Source organism: Algoriphagus sp. UBA3586 (assembly GCF_002376385.1).
GTDB classification, from domain to species: domain Bacteria; phylum Bacteroidota; class Bacteroidia; order Cytophagales; family Cyclobacteriaceae; genus Algoriphagus; species Algoriphagus ornithinivorans.
The window spans coordinates 83,288-98,124 of record NZ_DFMT01000045.1 but is presented as its reverse complement, the minus strand read 5'-3'; the positions used below and the strand labels follow the sequence as shown (position 1 = coordinate 98,124).

Annotated in this window: 14 protein-coding genes and 1 other RNA gene; 9 read left to right on the top strand and 6 right to left on the bottom strand. The window is 34.8% G+C overall.

The features are described 5' to 3' along the window. Positions 1–289 precede the first annotated feature (289 nt). A complete protein-coding gene (locus B2906_RS16065; protein ID WP_286941705.1) occupies positions 290–568 on the top strand; it encodes a DEAD/DEAH box helicase family protein in 279 nt (92 codons plus the stop codon). 156 nt (positions 569–724) lie between these two features. Further along, positions 725–1,078: a hypothetical protein gene (locus B2906_RS16060; RefSeq protein ID WP_286941704.1), complete on the top strand. Its 354-nt coding sequence runs from the start codon at positions 725–727 to the stop codon at positions 1,076–1,078. A gap of 42 nt (positions 1,079–1,120) precedes the next feature. Here B2906_RS16060 and B2906_RS16055 read toward each other — a convergent pair whose 3' ends face one another. Further along, positions 1,121–2,494, bottom strand: a complete 1,374-nt coding sequence (locus B2906_RS16055) for a hypothetical protein (RefSeq protein WP_286941703.1) — start codon at positions 2,492–2,494, stop codon at positions 1,121–1,123. 862 nt (positions 2,495–3,356) lie between these two features. Between B2906_RS16055 and B2906_RS16050 the strand changes: the two genes are divergently transcribed. The 5 genes from B2906_RS16050 (at position 3,357) to B2906_RS16030 (ending at position 7,540) form a co-directional block, all read left to right on the top strand. Further along, positions 3,357–3,959, top strand: a complete 603-nt coding sequence (locus tag B2906_RS16050) for a recombinase family protein (protein WP_286941702.1) — start codon at positions 3,357–3,359, stop codon at positions 3,957–3,959. A 603-nt stretch (positions 3,960–4,562) separates the two neighbouring features. After that, entirely contained in the window at positions 4,563–6,218 is a 1,656-nt protein-coding gene (locus B2906_RS16045; RefSeq protein WP_286941700.1) for a hypothetical protein, read from the top strand. A gap of 3 nt (positions 6,219–6,221) precedes the next feature. After that, positions 6,222–6,404 carry a hypothetical protein gene (locus B2906_RS16040; RefSeq protein ID WP_286941698.1) on the top strand — a complete coding sequence of 61 codons (183 nt, stop codon included), beginning with the start codon at positions 6,222–6,224 and terminating at the stop codon, positions 6,402–6,404. A gap of 116 nt (positions 6,405–6,520) precedes the next feature. Beyond that, a complete protein-coding gene (locus tag B2906_RS16035) occupies positions 6,521–6,673 on the top strand; it encodes a hypothetical protein (protein WP_286941696.1) in 153 nt (50 codons plus the stop codon). A gap of 243 nt (positions 6,674–6,916) precedes the next feature. Then, positions 6,917–7,540, top strand: a complete 624-nt coding sequence (locus tag B2906_RS16030; RefSeq protein WP_286941694.1) for a hypothetical protein — start codon at positions 6,917–6,919, stop codon at positions 7,538–7,540. Between the two features lie 297 nt (positions 7,541–7,837). Here B2906_RS16030 and ssrA read toward each other — a convergent pair. Further along, positions 7,838–8,240, bottom strand: a transfer-messenger RNA (tmRNA) gene (gene ssrA / locus B2906_RS16025). A 314-nt stretch (positions 8,241–8,554) separates the two neighbouring features. On the opposite strand from ssrA, the gene B2906_RS16020 reads away from it, so the two are divergent. Together B2906_RS16020 and B2906_RS16015 are read left to right on the top strand one after the other, a co-directional pair. Then, positions 8,555–9,700, top strand: a complete 1,146-nt coding sequence (locus B2906_RS16020) for a DNA polymerase III subunit gamma/tau (protein ID WP_286941691.1) — start codon at positions 8,555–8,557, stop codon at positions 9,698–9,700. A gap of 179 nt (positions 9,701–9,879) precedes the next feature. Continuing rightward, positions 9,880–10,281 (top strand): hypothetical protein, encoded by a 402-nt coding sequence (locus B2906_RS16015; RefSeq protein WP_286941688.1) that lies wholly within the window; start codon positions 9,880–9,882, stop codon positions 10,279–10,281. On the opposite strand, the gene B2906_RS16010 is transcribed toward B2906_RS16015, so the two are convergent. From B2906_RS16010 to B2906_RS15995, 4 genes are read right to left on the bottom strand one after another with little or no spacing between them, the layout of a single operon-like run. Continuing rightward, the gene (locus B2906_RS16010; RefSeq protein ID WP_286941685.1) at positions 10,278–11,270 is read right to left on the bottom strand and encodes a DUF3078 domain-containing protein; all 993 of its coding nucleotides are present in this window, start codon (positions 11,268–11,270) and stop codon (positions 10,278–10,280) included. The two genes, B2906_RS16015 and B2906_RS16010, sit on opposite strands and share 4 nt — an antisense overlap. Before the next feature lie 14 nt (positions 11,271–11,284). Beyond that, on the bottom strand, positions 11,285–12,895 hold the full coding sequence (locus B2906_RS16005; protein ID WP_286941683.1) for a LysM peptidoglycan-binding domain-containing protein: 1,611 nt from the start codon (positions 12,893–12,895) through the stop codon (positions 11,285–11,287). 59 nt (positions 12,896–12,954) lie between these two features. After that, on the bottom strand, positions 12,955–13,599 hold the full coding sequence (locus tag B2906_RS16000; protein WP_286941680.1) for an O-methyltransferase: 645 nt from the start codon (positions 13,597–13,599) through the stop codon (positions 12,955–12,957). A 1-nt stretch (position 13,600) separates the two neighbouring features. Continuing rightward, a complete protein-coding gene (locus tag B2906_RS15995; protein WP_286941678.1) occupies positions 13,601–14,827 on the bottom strand; it encodes a M16 family metallopeptidase in 1,227 nt (408 codons plus the stop codon). Positions 14,828–14,837 lie beyond the last annotated feature (10 nt).

Below are 14,837 nucleotides of genomic sequence, written 5' to 3'. Positions count from 1 at the left end.
TAGATTCTAAATCTGATTCAATCAAGAGGTAAAATCCTAAAGTCGAAAATATAAAAAATAGCCAGTTTTTCCGCCTAAGGTTATAGAGATAACTTAAAATAGGATGAAAATCTTTGTGTTAATTTTTTCTTACTACTGCTATTAAAGATAAAGTAGGCTTTAATCAGTGAAAAAACCCATATTAAGCGTTAAGCCCAATTTCATTTTAGAAAAAAAATCTAGATATATGTCAATTGAAAAAGGACTTCCTGCATCCCGCTAGAAAATCTCTTTAGACTCCTCATTTATTTTGCACCAGTTTGAACAAATTAAAAGAAAAGGGTATCAAGGAATGACAGTTGTTTTTTCGACTTATCAATCCATCGATGTTATTGCAAGAGCGCAAAAAGTATTACTCAAAAATGGTTTTCCTGAATTTGACTTAATTGTTTATGATGAAGCCCATCGAACGACAGGTGTTTTCTTGGCAGGTGAAGATGAATCAGCATTCACTAAAGTTCATGATGGAGAGTTTATTAAAGCTAAAAAAACGGCTTTACATCACTGCCACCCCAAGGCTATATGGTGATAATACCAAAAGCAAAGCTGCAGACGCAGAAGCTATTCTTTGTTCCATGGACGATAAAACATTGTATGGGGAGGAAATTTACCGAATTGGTTTCGGAGAAGCTGTGGAACGAGGCCTGCTTACCGATTACAAAGTTTTGATTTTGACTTGAACGATATGGATGTTCCACCTGCTGTGCAGAGGATGATTCCTGATAAGGAAACGGAAATTACAACAGGTGATGTTTCTAAACTTATTGGCTGTATAAATGCACTTTCAAAGCAGTTTTTGGGGGATGATGGTAGCACGAAGGAAGCAGATCCTGAACCTATGAAACGTGCAGTTGCTTTTTGTGCCAATAATTCCGCTTCTACAAAAATCACGGCAACTTATAATACTGCCACAGATGCGTATTTGAGCTCTTTACCAACAGAGAAAAAAGAACAAATGGTAAGAATTTCTTCCAAACAAATGGAGGGTACCATGGCTGCCCCAGAAAATAAAATCCATATATTCTCACTGAGAAATTAATTCTTCTGCAAGAGATCTATGGTTTAATTGTTTCATTGTGACTTAACCGAATTCACTGAAACCATCTTTATAAAAATTAATTTTTGGCATATAAGTTTTATTTTTAAGGGTTAAATTAACTCCGTTACCAAAAAAATCTAAATAATAATGAATGTAAATCCTATTACCTTTATCATCAATATAATCAGAAATATTTGGTTTTACTTCAAAGTACTCGAACTCATTTAATAGTGGTGATATGAAATCTATATCTATGCTTTTTTTTGTAAATTCAATATATAATATTTGGAACTTACTTACTTTTAATCCACAAAAGTACTCTTCATTTGTTTCCAATATTTTTTTTAATTCATTAATTAAACTAGAAGAGCCAAACACAAAAATTGAATATTGTAATAAATTATTTTTTGTAAATTGGATTTCAAGTTTCGTTAAATCTAAATTTTTATCTTTTTTTATTTCTGAAATTATGTATTCTTTTTCATATTTATAATCAATAATTTTATTAGGTTTAACATTTTTATTGTAATTATATTTTTTAACTAATTGATTTACTATTTTTGATCTATTATATGAATCAAATTCAGTTACTTGTATTCTTTTTAGATTTTTGAAATTAATAGATTTTCTTAACTTATATCTAGAATTATTTAAAAAATAGAATCTTTTTAAAGGAGACCACTTGATATCTAGATGATTATTATATTTTATCTCTAGTGGTATACTTTCCACCAATCTAATTGTTAAGTGTCCAGTAAGAACACGTGCCAGCACAGATATGCTATTTATTTCTAAGGCATCATGATAAGTATATTCGATATAATCTATATCTTGAAAAAATTGCCTTGAAATAATTTTATTCATTGATTTTTCAATATCTGCATTATTAATCAACTTTTTGTAATCAAAATCTACTTTGTTGATCATAAGAGAGGTTGATTCTAAGAAACTTAACTCTATTTGAATTATAGATTCATTTCTTCCTCTTATTGGGAATATTGGAAACTCGTCAAATGCAATATTTAATTTATTTCTTATAAATTTTATTAATTTATAAGAATAGTCTGAATTATTATTAAATATTTGATGTATTTGTTTTAAAAGATCGGAATTCTTTTCTTTATTTATTGAATTTAATTCCCAAAAGATTTGTGCTGAGGTTAATAAAACATGTACTTCAAATGATAAATTATTATTAAATGGGTTATTTTTATATAAAAAATAAATAAAATTATCAAATTCTCTATACTCTGGAATTTGAGAAAATAATATATCTTGAATTGCATCATTTAATCCACTATGGAATTCAAATTCATCATTAGAACTTCGATCAATTGAGTAACGTTCTCTCCAAAAGCTAAAAATAGCTAAGAATTTTTTCTCAGCATCTTGTCTATATTTTTTATTCTCTTCCATTTAAAAAAAAATCATTACTTTGTAGTGATGCCTGATATATGAATTTTAATTTTTCACTTATGTTATTGTTATTTTTTTTAATATTCATATTTATTTTAAAATTCCTCTAAATAAGCTTTTATAATTTTATTTTTATGTATGTATTTTCATTTTATAGTTTGCATTAATTTTTTTATAAAGATTACATAAATGGATTATGTCTATTTTATGTAAACTTCTTTTATGTTCAATCTTTATTTACATTTTAATTCTTTAATTTTTATCATCTTTAAAAACTTTATTATCATCAATGGATTTAAATTTTATTCTTATTAAGATTATCGGTCTCCTAATTTATTAAAATAATTTTGATTTTAATCTTTAATTTTTCCTAAGTTACAATTTCTTTAAGAATTCTCTAACCAAAATTGTTTTTATTTTTCTGAACTTTATCATCTGGTACGTTTTTTTTTTGAGATGCTACAATTTTTTTCAATGGCATTTATCATTTAACCTGATTTGGGTTTTCTTGATATTATAGATTTTTCAATTTTAAGGATGAAATTTAGTTAAGAAGTATAATTGAAAAATAAATATGAATAGGCTGGAAGCTGGTAATATTTTTAAAATTTGTATTCCAATTTATTCTTTATCTTACTCAATTTCAAAATTTATTCTTCTCTAAGGTTATGTAATATTAATTTAAAAGAGTCACGTTAGTCTTGATCTTATTATTTAAGGCTGTGATTTAAAATATTCAATAATTAGGGTATACCCTAAATTGTGATTTTTCTTATCTGGCTTTTATCTGAAAAGCCAAGTAAAAATGAAACATTTTTCATAAAACAAGAGTATAAGTATGTCTATTCTAAAAATGTGATTTATGAAAGTTCTCTATACCAGAGTTTCGTCCTTAATTCAAAATACATCCAGGCAGAAGGTTAAAGGTTCTTTTGACAAAATTGTGGAGGACAAATGCAGTGGTGCAATTCCCTTCTTTCAAAGGCAAGGTGGACTAGAAATACTTAAATACATTGAGCATGGAGTTCTTAAAGAATTACATGTTTGGGAAATAGACAGGCTAGGCAGGAACCTTAGAGATATATTGAACACTATTCATTTGTTTACCGAGAAAAAAATCCCAATTTTTTTTATAAATCAAGGTCTTCGAACTATTGATGAAGATGGAAAAGAGAATCACATAACAAAATTGATGATTTCAATTTTAGGGACAGTTTCGGAAATGGAACGAAATCAATCCAAGGAGCGCCAAAGGGAAGGCATTGAAATTGCCAAGCATAAAGGGAAATACAAGGGCAGGAAAGAAGGTACAAAGGAATCAATTTTGGATTTTTTGTCGAAGCCTCAGAATCGGCAGGTGCAAGAATACTTGAAATTAGGATTGAAGGCAAAGGAGGCTGCAAAGCTGGCAGGGGTGCATGAGAATACTGTGACCAAGATTAAGAAGCTAGGTGGGTTAGTTTAGTGTAATAAATGTATTCTTTTGATCCTTTATCGCGTACTATTTTATTTTAAAGTATCCTTCTCATTAGTGGGATAAATCTTGAAAAAATATATCTGTGACCACTTTTTTAGATTTTTAGAAGTACTCCATATATAGTTTAAATCTTGGAAGTGCTAATAATAACAGTATCACAATGTTTCTATAAGACGTAGGTATCCTACGATTACCCCCTCCCCAGGGTTCCCCCACCACGCCCAGTCCTAGTTATGCTTGCATGAAAAAATTTTTCCAAAAAAAATTAAGCTTTTGAAATGATGATTAACTAATTCAATTGGATTTTGATTGCGTAATGATTTTTTGATTTCTGTAAGACGCATTAGGGAAGTATCTCTTCATCAAATGAAAAAAAAATAAATTTTTTTTCATCATATAAATAATGGCTTAGGTAATAAACTAATAAGAAAAAAGGTTCTTTTTGAACCATATAGGACATTTTTTTCTAATTAAATTAAATGAAATAAATAAAAGGTAAATAACATAAATACAATATATAATTTTGCAAAAAAGAAATGAACCAAAATTAATTCTATTCGTTAGGTCTCATGTAAATCAAAAAATTTAACAATGAAAAAAACAAAAAAGTCAAACGATTCAAAAAATCTAAAAACAAAAAAAATGGAAAGAAATGATAATGGAGTAATTCCAACAGGTTCAAACGGTGTGTTTTTGCAAAAAATAAACCCTGAAAATGACCCTAATCGGTCTGATTCAAGGACAGAGGAACTCGAAAAGGTGTGTACCTATAATAATCTATTAAATTCCTCTGCTATTTATTCACATGATTCTGGCAATAAGTTTATTTCTTATCCAAAGAGGTATTATTATTTAAATGCTCCTTTTGATGTTATTAGAAAAAAGATTTCTGTCGTACTATTTGATTATCTGGGTGATGAACTGAAGGTAAAAAACCATTTAAAATTCCATTTCATAAAATACCTGTATGTGATTGATAGGATTTTGAGAGCAAATGCCTATTGGAAAAATAGCATGGAAGGGTTTCATTATTTAGATTATCAATCTCTTTATTATATCACAAATCACAAATCAATCCAATTAAAGAATGGGAAAAATTTGACTTTGGCTCGGATGCTAACGAAGGTGTTAATTGAATCAAAACTTTTAAAAAGATCAAATTTTTATTCCAAGGTTCAGAAGAAATCATATGAATATAAAGTTCTCAAAGTCAAAGGTTATGATTTTGTACTGTACTTTCTTGATGATTTTGACTTAAAAAAAAGAGAAAAACATTTTCTAGAAAAAACAAATAATTATTTAGGTAAAAATTTCTTTTTGGGAAATGAAATTGCCATTAAACTCTCTGAATGGATGGAGAAGCTAGATTTTTCTCAAGTTAAGATTCACAAATTATCTAAAAATCACCAAAATATCTTTTTTTTATTCGAAGAATCTAAATTTCAAGTTTCATCTGACTCTGGTAGATTTTACAACAGTTTTTCTAATCTGCCTAAGACAATAAGGAAATACCTCAGGATTGAAGGGGAGCCTATTGGTGAGCTTGATATGGCAAATGCTCAGGCAATTTTTCTCAACAGGATCATTTTGGAAAGACTGCAGAATAAAGATGTAGAAATTCTTGAGTCAACTAGGGGTTTCATTATTTGGTCAGAGCTAGGTAAAGCATTTGAATTTTTAAATGGTAAATCGTCCTTCAAAAGAGGTCAAACTAGAAAATCATTTAAGGAATCTTTTTGGGCCATGATTATGGACTCAATTGAAGGTTCAAAATCATATGATTTGTATCCTCAAGTTTACGAATTGATTCCTCAAATATTAGGTGAGGTGGAGGAAATAAAAAAGGGTGGTCATAAGAAAGTTAGCTTTCTCTTGCAGAAAGAAGAATCCAGAGTGATTCAATCATGCTATAAGGAAATAATGAATGAGGTTACATCATCGACATTGCATGATGGTATTTATTTCCAGGTAAGTAAAAAAGATTTTGTGATGGAAAAGGTAATTCAATGTTTGAGAAAACTCCAGATTAGGTGTACAATAAAATGGGATTTGGGTTTTAGAAATGGAAGGGCTAATAATGGTGTTGAAATTAGCTTCCCACTTGAACTTGATCACATTGGAGTGATTGAAAGTAATCCGAAAGTTTTCGGAAAATATCATCTTTGGAAATTTGACACGGTAGATGTTGAACCTTATCCAGAAGACCTTTTTATTGATGATTCCTATGAACGTATTAACGATTTGTAGTAAATGATTTCATTGGAAAGGAGTAAAGAAATTCTTCATTCTGGTACTAGGAAGTATACAAATTTAGAAGTGAAAGAAATTAGAGATTGGGTTTCAGGTTTGGTTCAAAATGAGGCTCAAAATATTGATAATCAGGTAAAAAATAGTAATTATCAAGTTTGTTTAAATATTAAAAATGTAGCATAAAATGAATGTAATCATATATGAATGAAAGAATGGCTTAATATTCTCAAGTATTTGGGTTAATTCAAGCTCAAATACCTCAGATTCTGAGATTTATTAAATAAGGGAATTATAAGAAAATGGCAATTGCACTTCAGAGAGCCGAGGCAGAGGTGATGGTTGCAACATTCGAGGAATCTATGGATGAAGAGCCTGCCTCACTTATTCACGATGCGATTTATTTCCCGAGTCAAAACGTAGAAGATAAGGCAGAAAAATACAGAATATATTAAAAAATAAAGGAGTTAGGGGTGTTCTTAAGGTCACTAAGAAAACAGATAATCAATTCACAGTCAAATTGATATATCTAACATTCACACCAGAAGAAAACCATAAGGAAATAATTAATTCCCATCCTACGATTTTCCAAGGGTATCCAATAGAGTACCGCAAAAAAGTTGGTTTTCGGGGATATTCTGATAATTCAGGATTTAGCAACAATTAGAATTTAAAAACAATCAAACTACATAAAAAAAATGAAGAAAATCAAAATGAAAAACACAAAAGTAATTAAAGACTTGTCTCAATTCTCATTTCAAGAATTGGATGAATTGAGTGAGGCAATTCAATCAGGAAATATTGACCGTATATATCTGAATGGAGTTCCAATTTCATTTCCAATTCTAACTTCCCTCTATTTGAACAGAACTGAATGGAAGAATTTGCCTTATGAATATCCTGAGTTTCACAATATCATACAGGATAATTTCGAAGATATTTTAAGGATGGTTTTCGGAATAGGTTGTTTGCCCGATGAAATATTTTCAATGGGTAATGGGATCTATGAATTTGGTGAGGATAATTGGTGTCTTTTGGCTTACCCTGAGAAGACTATTGAAAAGACTCTTCTTGATGATTCTATCAAGAATGCAGTAATTTTAGCACAAGGGTTTCTCGTAGTTTCTAGATGTTCCTTAGTTGAATTATTGGGGTCTGAAAATTCTTTATTAAAAAATGATGGGTATTTCGAAAATATACTCCCAAAATTCAGCTATATGCAATTTGTACATTATTACCTTAATTGGGTCATATCTAATGATTTTATCTCTGACGGGGAGAAATACATCATTACTCATTATAACTTCGATGAAGTGGCTTAAGTAATGTCGGTGAAGGTCTCCTCAGGAGGATTGTGGTAATAAATCCATATGAGTTTTGAGAGACCTTTACTTTTTTTAATCAAAATCATCAAATTTCTTGGATTGAAACGGAGTTTAACAGGGTTTTAAAAAAACACATTTCCTTATTTTGTGAAAGATAGATATCTGGCTAACTTGATTTGAAAGTATTAAATAAATGTTTAACAAGGTGTAATGCCACTGAATATCCACTAGAAAAAACTTGTCAAAAAATAAAGCCCTGTAAATTAAGTGTTTACAGGGCCTATTTAATCAAAATTGTGGAGCTGGCGAGATTCGAACTCGCGTCCAGATAAGGAAACACCGTACCGTCTACATGCTTAGTCACCGATTGGGTTTTCGACCAAACTATGCTGGGTGACACACCTAAGTTTGGCTTAGCGATTAGAACTTAAGCCTGCTTAATCGCATCGCAGGCCGCAGTCCAGTCAAGTCGACACCTCAATTCCACCCGGACCAGACAACGGATGGTGAGATGTGGCCGGGGAATCACTGTTTGTGACTCAACCCTTTAAGCGATCTTTCCTAAAAGGTTAGATTAGGCAGCCATGGCGTAAGTATTTTCGCCATTTATGGTTCGTATGAATCTTTCAAGGCCGTACATACTCCAGCCTGCATGCAAGCCCGATCTTTACACTTACTGTCAAAACCGGTCAGCCCCATTTGCTATTGAGAAGACAAAAGTAATCTAAATTTGGTTCCGTTCAACGGGAACTAGGTATTATGTAAGAAGGGGAGAATGGAAGCGAGAGATGAGAAATTAGAAGATAGAGGCGAGAGACGAGAAGCGAGAGATTAGACGTGGGACTATGGAGTTGGGAAACGAGATGCGAGAGGCCCAGCTACTTTATCTTTCAATTTTAATTTTAAAATCATTTAATAAGATATTCTTCAATCTCAGTCTTTTATATAAAAACTTCAATTTTGCTCAAATTTGAAGAAGGCTGAATACCGAGATTTTTATATCTTGCGGTGATGGAAAATTTCGTCGTTTCGGCAAGAAAATATAGACCGGCTAATTTTAAAAGTGTCGTGGGGCAACAGCATATCACCACTACACTACAAAATGCGATCAAGAATAATCACCTTGCTCAGGCTTTCCTTTTCTGTGGACCTAGAGGGGTTGGTAAAACTACCTGTGCACGAATACTTGCAAAAACAATCAACTGCGAAAATAGAGAGGATGATCAAGAAGCCTGCGGAACCTGCGAATCCTGTGTTTCCTTCCAAAACAACTCTTCCTTCAATATATACGAGCTGGATGCGGCATCTAATAACTCGGTCGATGATATTCGAAATCTTGTAGATCAAGTTAGATATGCTCCTCAAAAAGGTCAATACAAAGTCTATATAATTGATGAGGTTCACATGCTCTCCAATCAGGCCTTCAATGCATTTTTGAAGACTTTGGAAGAACCTCCTAAGTATGCTATTTTCATTTTAGCAACTACAGAAAAGCATAAAATCATTCCTACCATTCTCTCCCGCTGTCAGATTTTTGATTTCAATAGAATTCAAATCAAGCATATTGCGGATCATTTGAAGCATATCGCAGATAAAGAAAGTGTAAGCTATGAGGATGAAGCGCTTCGCCTGATCGCCACCAAGGCGGATGGGGCATTGAGAGATGCACTTTCCATATTTGACCTGCTCGTAACCTATTCTGCAGGTCAAAAAGTCACTTATAAAGAGACCATTTCTAACCTTCACATTCTGGATTACGACTACTATTTCAAAGTAGTAGATGCTCTATTGGAAGGAGATATTTCCCAGTCATTATTGATTTTTGATGAAATTCTTAAAAAAGGCTTCGATGGGCATAATTTCATCGTTGGTCTTTGCGAGCATTTCAGGGATTTGTTGGTAGTGAAAGATCCTGTGACCATAGATTTGATTGAAGTTTCCGAAAATGTCAAGGAGCGATACCTTCAACAAACCCAAGCAGCCAGTCAGTCTTTTTTACTTTCTGCTTTGAATGTTGCCAACCAATGTGACATTCATTATAAAACCAGTAAAAATCAGCGCCTTCATGTTGAGTTGGCTTTGATGAAAATGGCCAAATTACCTCAGGCATTGAACCTAGCTGCATTGGCAGTGGAGGAATCAAAAAAAAAAGCCTGAATAACGGAAAACCGGTAGAGGAAAAACCATCCGAAATCCCATTAGGTGCTGATTCTATTAAGGGGAAAACTACTCCTGTTCAGAAAACAATTTCGATTCCAACAAGTCTCTCCCAGACCAAAAAACTGGTCAAAGAGTTTGAACAAAAAAATACCCAGGCTTCAAAACAGGCAGAGGATTTGGTAGAGTTTGTTTCTACCGTGGAGACTACTAAGCCTTTGACTCAGGAACTCCTAGATCAGCATTTACCTCAGGTTTTAGAGCATTTCAAAAAGCAAGGGAAAAGTTTGGAATTGGCCATTCTCAATCAACCAATCAAGGTAAAGGAGAATGAAATGATCTTGGAAGTGATGGGTCATGTGCAGGAAGAAAGAGCTCATTCCATGCGTCAGGAGTTAATGACCCTGATAAGAAACTTAACTGGTGCAGGAAAATTCCAGCTATCCTTAGAAGTCAAGGAAGAAATCGAAACTGCCAAAAACAAGCTTTATACGAGTTCGGATAAATTCAATTATTTATTGGAAAAGCATCCAGCTTTAAATGAGTTCAGAAAGAAGTTTGGCCTGGAGACTGATTTTTAAAAATCCAGAGAGATTCCAAAATTGATCAGGTTTTGCAACTGAATAGCCTGTTTGGATGTACCATCATCCTGCTTGATAAATACCTCCTCATCATAGATTAGGACCGTTTCAATCCTCGTGGAAATGTATTTATTGACTTTCATTCGGATGGTCGAATTAAAGTTGACCACCATGTTTCCGAATCTTTCATAATTGGAAAAGAGGTTGAGATCTGCCTTCCAATTGACATTCTCCATCAATGAAATATCGGCGACAGAGGTGGCCAAAGACATCCCCGCTTCCGCTCTTACATTTTCTCCGGGCGTAACACCAAAAGCTCCTACATTACTGAGAGAGTCATTCATGACAATAGTAAATCGACCCGTGAAAGGTGAAAGGATGACCGATAGCTTACCTTTGTTTGGATAAGTTTTTCTATAATTCAAACCTGTGGAGGACTGAACATAACCTGGAGAAAGCAGGTCCGATATTTTGGTTCTCAAATCGTTTTCACTTCCTGCCGGCCTACTATACTTGAAACCTTCGAGCAATTGAGTTCGGGCATCAATCTGAGTGGATAAGTAGAGTTTTTCTGAAATCTCCCGTCCGTAATTGCTGACAAATATGAAGTTGTCATTAGTCTTTCTGGTTTGAAAAGCTCTATCATTCTGCCTGTTAAAACCTAGGTTGATATTCAACTGCGTGTCCCAGACCTTTTTGTCTTTCTTGTAGTTGGCATAAAGGGAAACTCCTGTATTGAGGGCGAATGAACTGGTACCACCTGCTGCCCAGTTACTCAAAGTAGATTGGACAATATTTAGGTTGTAGTTACCTCCTGTTTTCCAGAAAACTTCCTTGACAGGCTCATCAATCAATAAGGAATCACCAAGCATCAACAGTGTATCCCCGTTGATCAGAACAGTATCGGGAATGATCTGTATATCTTGAGCTAAAATCTTTCCGCTCAGGAGGAAAACCAAAAGTCCTGCTAGGAGAAGTAATCTGGGCATGAAAAAGGTCGAAATCAGGGCTTGAAGATAGTTAATTTCTGTCCAACGCTGATAATGTTCTGGCTTCCGATTTGGTTCCAAGTTTTCAGCTGATCTACTGTAACGCCGTATTTTTTACTTATTGCATATAGCGTTTCTCCTGGAGATACGGTATGAGTCATTTTACTTGGCGTATTGCTATAGCTGGGCTCAGAATCTTGGGTAGAAGAATAATTGACAGGTGCAGTCTGATTTTGAGACTGAGGTTCCGGCTGAGATTGAGCCACTCTTACCGGAGTGGATGCAGGCACAGATACGAAAGGAATTTCTTCCCCTCTTTTTCTGTGTTCCTGCAGACTCAAGACCATTCCTGCCTTCAAATCTTCATCCCTTCTGATTCTGTTTTTTGCCTTCAAAGCTGAAAGCTTGATTCCATATTTTTGAGAAATACTCCAAAGAGTTTCTCCCGGCTGGACAATATGCGTCTCGATTTCGGCTTTTGACTTCTTTTTTTCCGTGTAGTAATACTTTCCGGCTTCAACTTTTTCCTCTGGATCCAAGTCATTCAGTTTTCTGAATTTCTTCTCTTTAATTCCGATTTTATCGGCAAATTTTTCCAAAGAAGTCGTATTTGCCGCTAAAACACCATCCAACTCGTTGACAGTGATCTGATCAGGCTGAGTAGCCTTGGTGGTGTTTCCTGAAATTCTAGGGTAAGAGTTTGCCTGCTTATAAGCCGGATAATATTTTTCCTCAGCTTTACTTTTTTGACTTGGTTTGCTCTGCGTAGGTTGTGATTCGATCACAGCAGGTTTGTAGTCCAATTTTCCTTCTTGGATATAAACCAAAGAATACCCTCTGCCGGCCGGAATTTTTCCGTTGACAGCCCACTTATTCATCTCTTTTAGATGCTCTTCTGAGACCTGGTATTTTTTTGCAAGCTCCTTGAGCGAGGTGGGACCTTGTACCTGAACTTCAACCAAGCGCTGTGAGTTGCTGACCAGAATTCCACCGATTTGGTTTTCGAAAGCGACTTTGTGAGCGAGGAATTTTTTGAAATACCAGTGAGAATTTCTATTAATATCAATGATTCGCTGACTATTGTATCTGTTTCCAAAATAGGCTTTGGCACCTCCTAAGCCCATTTGATAAGAGACTAAAGCACACATCCAATTATCAAAGGTGTTGTTATGCTTTTTTAAATAAAGGGCTGCTCCACGAGTGGAGTTTACTATATTTTTTCTGTCATCAATTTGGCTATCCACTCTCAAAAAGACTTCCTCTGCGGTGCCTTGCTTAAACTGCCAAAAGCCTACCGCATTGGAGGTTGAGACTGCATCAGGGATCAAACCACTTTCCTGAATCACCAGGTATTTTAGATCCAAAGGTACTCCAACGCTTCTGAGCTCCCGTTCTACGATTGGCATGTAAAGATTTACCCGCTCAAGCTTTACTTTGAAGTAGCTCGGGTTTCGGTACAAGGCATCAACATCTAATTGAATTTCTCTTCTAGCCTGAGGATTGATGCGGATAATCATGTCTGCAAATTCCATCTCCGCGGGCACCTGTGGAATCTGTGCCAGAATAGGAGTGGAGGCTAAAAGGAAGCAGGAAAAAATGAAAAATTGTAAACTTTTGAAATTCATGCTCGGTCGTCTTCTGATATCAGCCCTGCATGAGCAAAAATGATTCCCATTTTATGAAATCACAGTTTTCTTGCCATTAAGATTCCATCTCTGATGGGTAAAATACTGTTTTCTACTCGGGAATCTTGGTGAACCTTCCGATTGAACTCCAATATTGCCTCGGTGTCTTTGTCTAATTTTTTCCTTCCTTCTGGCAATACTTTTCCAGACCAAAGTACATTATCTGCCAAAATGATACCCCCTGAAGGCATTTTATCGATCACCAAGTCGTAATAGTTGGAATAATTGAATTTATCAGCATCTATGAAAACCAGGTCAAATGGACCTTCCAAACTAGGGATAATATCCAAGGCGTTACCTAACCTGTAGTCTATTTGTGATGCAAGACCACTTTCTTCAAAAAATCCACGAACCATGGTTTCCAGCTCGTCATTGATGTCGAGTGTAATTAGCTTTCCACCTTCAGCCAGTCCTCTTGCCATACAAATTCCTGAATACCCAGTGTAGGTTCCTATTTCCAAAATCGTTTTTGGACGAAGCATTTTTACAAATAGCTCCAGGATTTTTCCCTGCAAATGCCCCGAAATCATTCTAGGCATCAGGACTTTGGCCTGAGTTTCCCGGACAATTTTTTTCAAAAGAGGGTCCTCTTCTGAGGTATGGGATTCACAATAGGCTAATAATTCGGGATCTATAAACTCCATGTTAATTCGGTAAATAGGTGAGGTAGCTGAGTTGCTCTGGATTGAAAATTTCCTCGGCTATTGCTAATACCTCTTCGGCTGTTGTGCTTCTTATCTGCTCAAAGATACGTTCCAAAGGGTCTATTTTCCCATGATCGATCAGACTTTTGCCAAATACAAGCATCAACGCAGCATAATTTTCCTCTGCCATTGCCATTTGTCCAATAGCCTGCTCCTTAGCCATATGAAGTTGCATAGTTCCCAATTTTTTGGTCCTGAGCTTATGCAATTCACGGTGGACAATTTGAGTGGATTTTTTTAAGGTTTTTTCTTCTGTGCCAAAAAATATCCCAAAGAAGCCAGTATCTGAAAATGGCTGATAACTGGATTCAATGCTATACACATAGCCGTATTTTTCCCTTAAAGCCAGGTTGAGCCTGCTGTTCATGCTAGGCCCTCCCAAAATATTATTGAGAAGAAAAAGCTTATATCTATTGGGGTCATGCTGTGAATAAGCTGGTCTGCCTAAGGCACAAAGGGATTGAGTTATGTCCCTGTTTATGGTTTTGACTTGAGGTGCATATGTATGAAATGCACTTCTGGCATAAAGCGTCCTTTTGGGTTGGATTTCTGACAAAGGACCTTCAATTGCCTTTAATGCCTTAGAAAAGGAAATGTTTCCTACGATTGAAAAGACTACCTGTGAAGTGTCAAGCCTTGTGGATATAAAATCAAAAAAATCCTGTTGGCTGAATTTAGATACGGTTTCCTCAGTGCCAAGAATATTTCTTCCCAAGGAGTGGTTTTCAAATACCAAAGCATCCAGCTCATCCTGAATTGAGTCATCGGGAGAGTCTCTATACATGGACATTTCTTCCAAGATTACTTGGCGTTCTTTCTCTATTTCTTTGGCAGGAAAAATGCTGTTGAATGTGATGTCGAACAACAAGTCAGCTGCCTTGGAGTAATGCTCTTTGAGTACCGATGCGTAAAAACAGATTTTTTCTTTGGTGGTATAGGCATTCAGCTCTCCTCCCAAAGACTCCAGGCGATTAATGATGTGGAAGGTTTTCCTTTTCTTGGTTCCTTTGAAAGCCATATGCTCCCAAAAGTGGGCTAAACCTTCCTGTTCTTTGGTTTCATCCCTACTGCCTATATTTAAAACAAATCCGCAATGCACAAGTCGTGTATGTGTGACTTCCTGATGGACTATGCGGATACCGTTGGCTAGTTCTTTAATTTGATACATCTTAACTCTT

Coding starts and splice junctions, on each gene's coding strand:
- B2906_RS16060 (WP_286941704.1), top strand. CDS start 725: ATGGATGTTCCACCTGCTGTGCAGAGGATGATTCCTGATAAGGAAACG.
- B2906_RS16055 (WP_286941703.1), bottom strand. CDS start 2,494: ATGGAAGAGAATAAAAAATATAGACAAGATGCTGAGAAAAAATTCTTA.
- B2906_RS16050 (WP_286941702.1), top strand. CDS start 3,357: ATGAAAGTTCTCTATACCAGAGTTTCGTCCTTAATTCAAAATACATCC.
- B2906_RS16045 (WP_286941700.1), top strand. CDS start 4,563: ATGAAAAAAACAAAAAAGTCAAACGATTCAAAAAATCTAAAAACAAAA.
- B2906_RS16040 (WP_286941698.1), top strand. CDS start 6,222: ATGATTTCATTGGAAAGGAGTAAAGAAATTCTTCATTCTGGTACTAGG.
- B2906_RS16035 (WP_286941696.1), top strand. CDS start 6,521: ATGGCAATTGCACTTCAGAGAGCCGAGGCAGAGGTGATGGTTGCAACA.
- B2906_RS16030 (WP_286941694.1), top strand. CDS start 6,917: ATGAAGAAAATCAAAATGAAAAACACAAAAGTAATTAAAGACTTGTCT.
- B2906_RS16020 (WP_286941691.1), top strand. CDS start 8,555: ATGGAAAATTTCGTCGTTTCGGCAAGAAAATATAGACCGGCTAATTTT.
- B2906_RS16010 (WP_286941685.1), bottom strand. CDS start 11,270: ATGCCCAGATTACTTCTCCTAGCAGGACTTTTGGTTTTCCTCCTGAGC.
- B2906_RS16005 (WP_286941683.1), bottom strand. CDS start 12,895: ATGAATTTCAAAAGTTTACAATTTTTCATTTTTTCCTGCTTCCTTTTA.
- B2906_RS16000 (WP_286941680.1), bottom strand. CDS start 13,599: ATGGAGTTTATAGATCCCGAATTATTAGCCTATTGTGAATCCCATACC.
- B2906_RS15995 (WP_286941678.1), bottom strand. CDS start 14,827: ATGTATCAAATTAAAGAACTAGCCAACGGTATCCGCATAGTCCATCAG.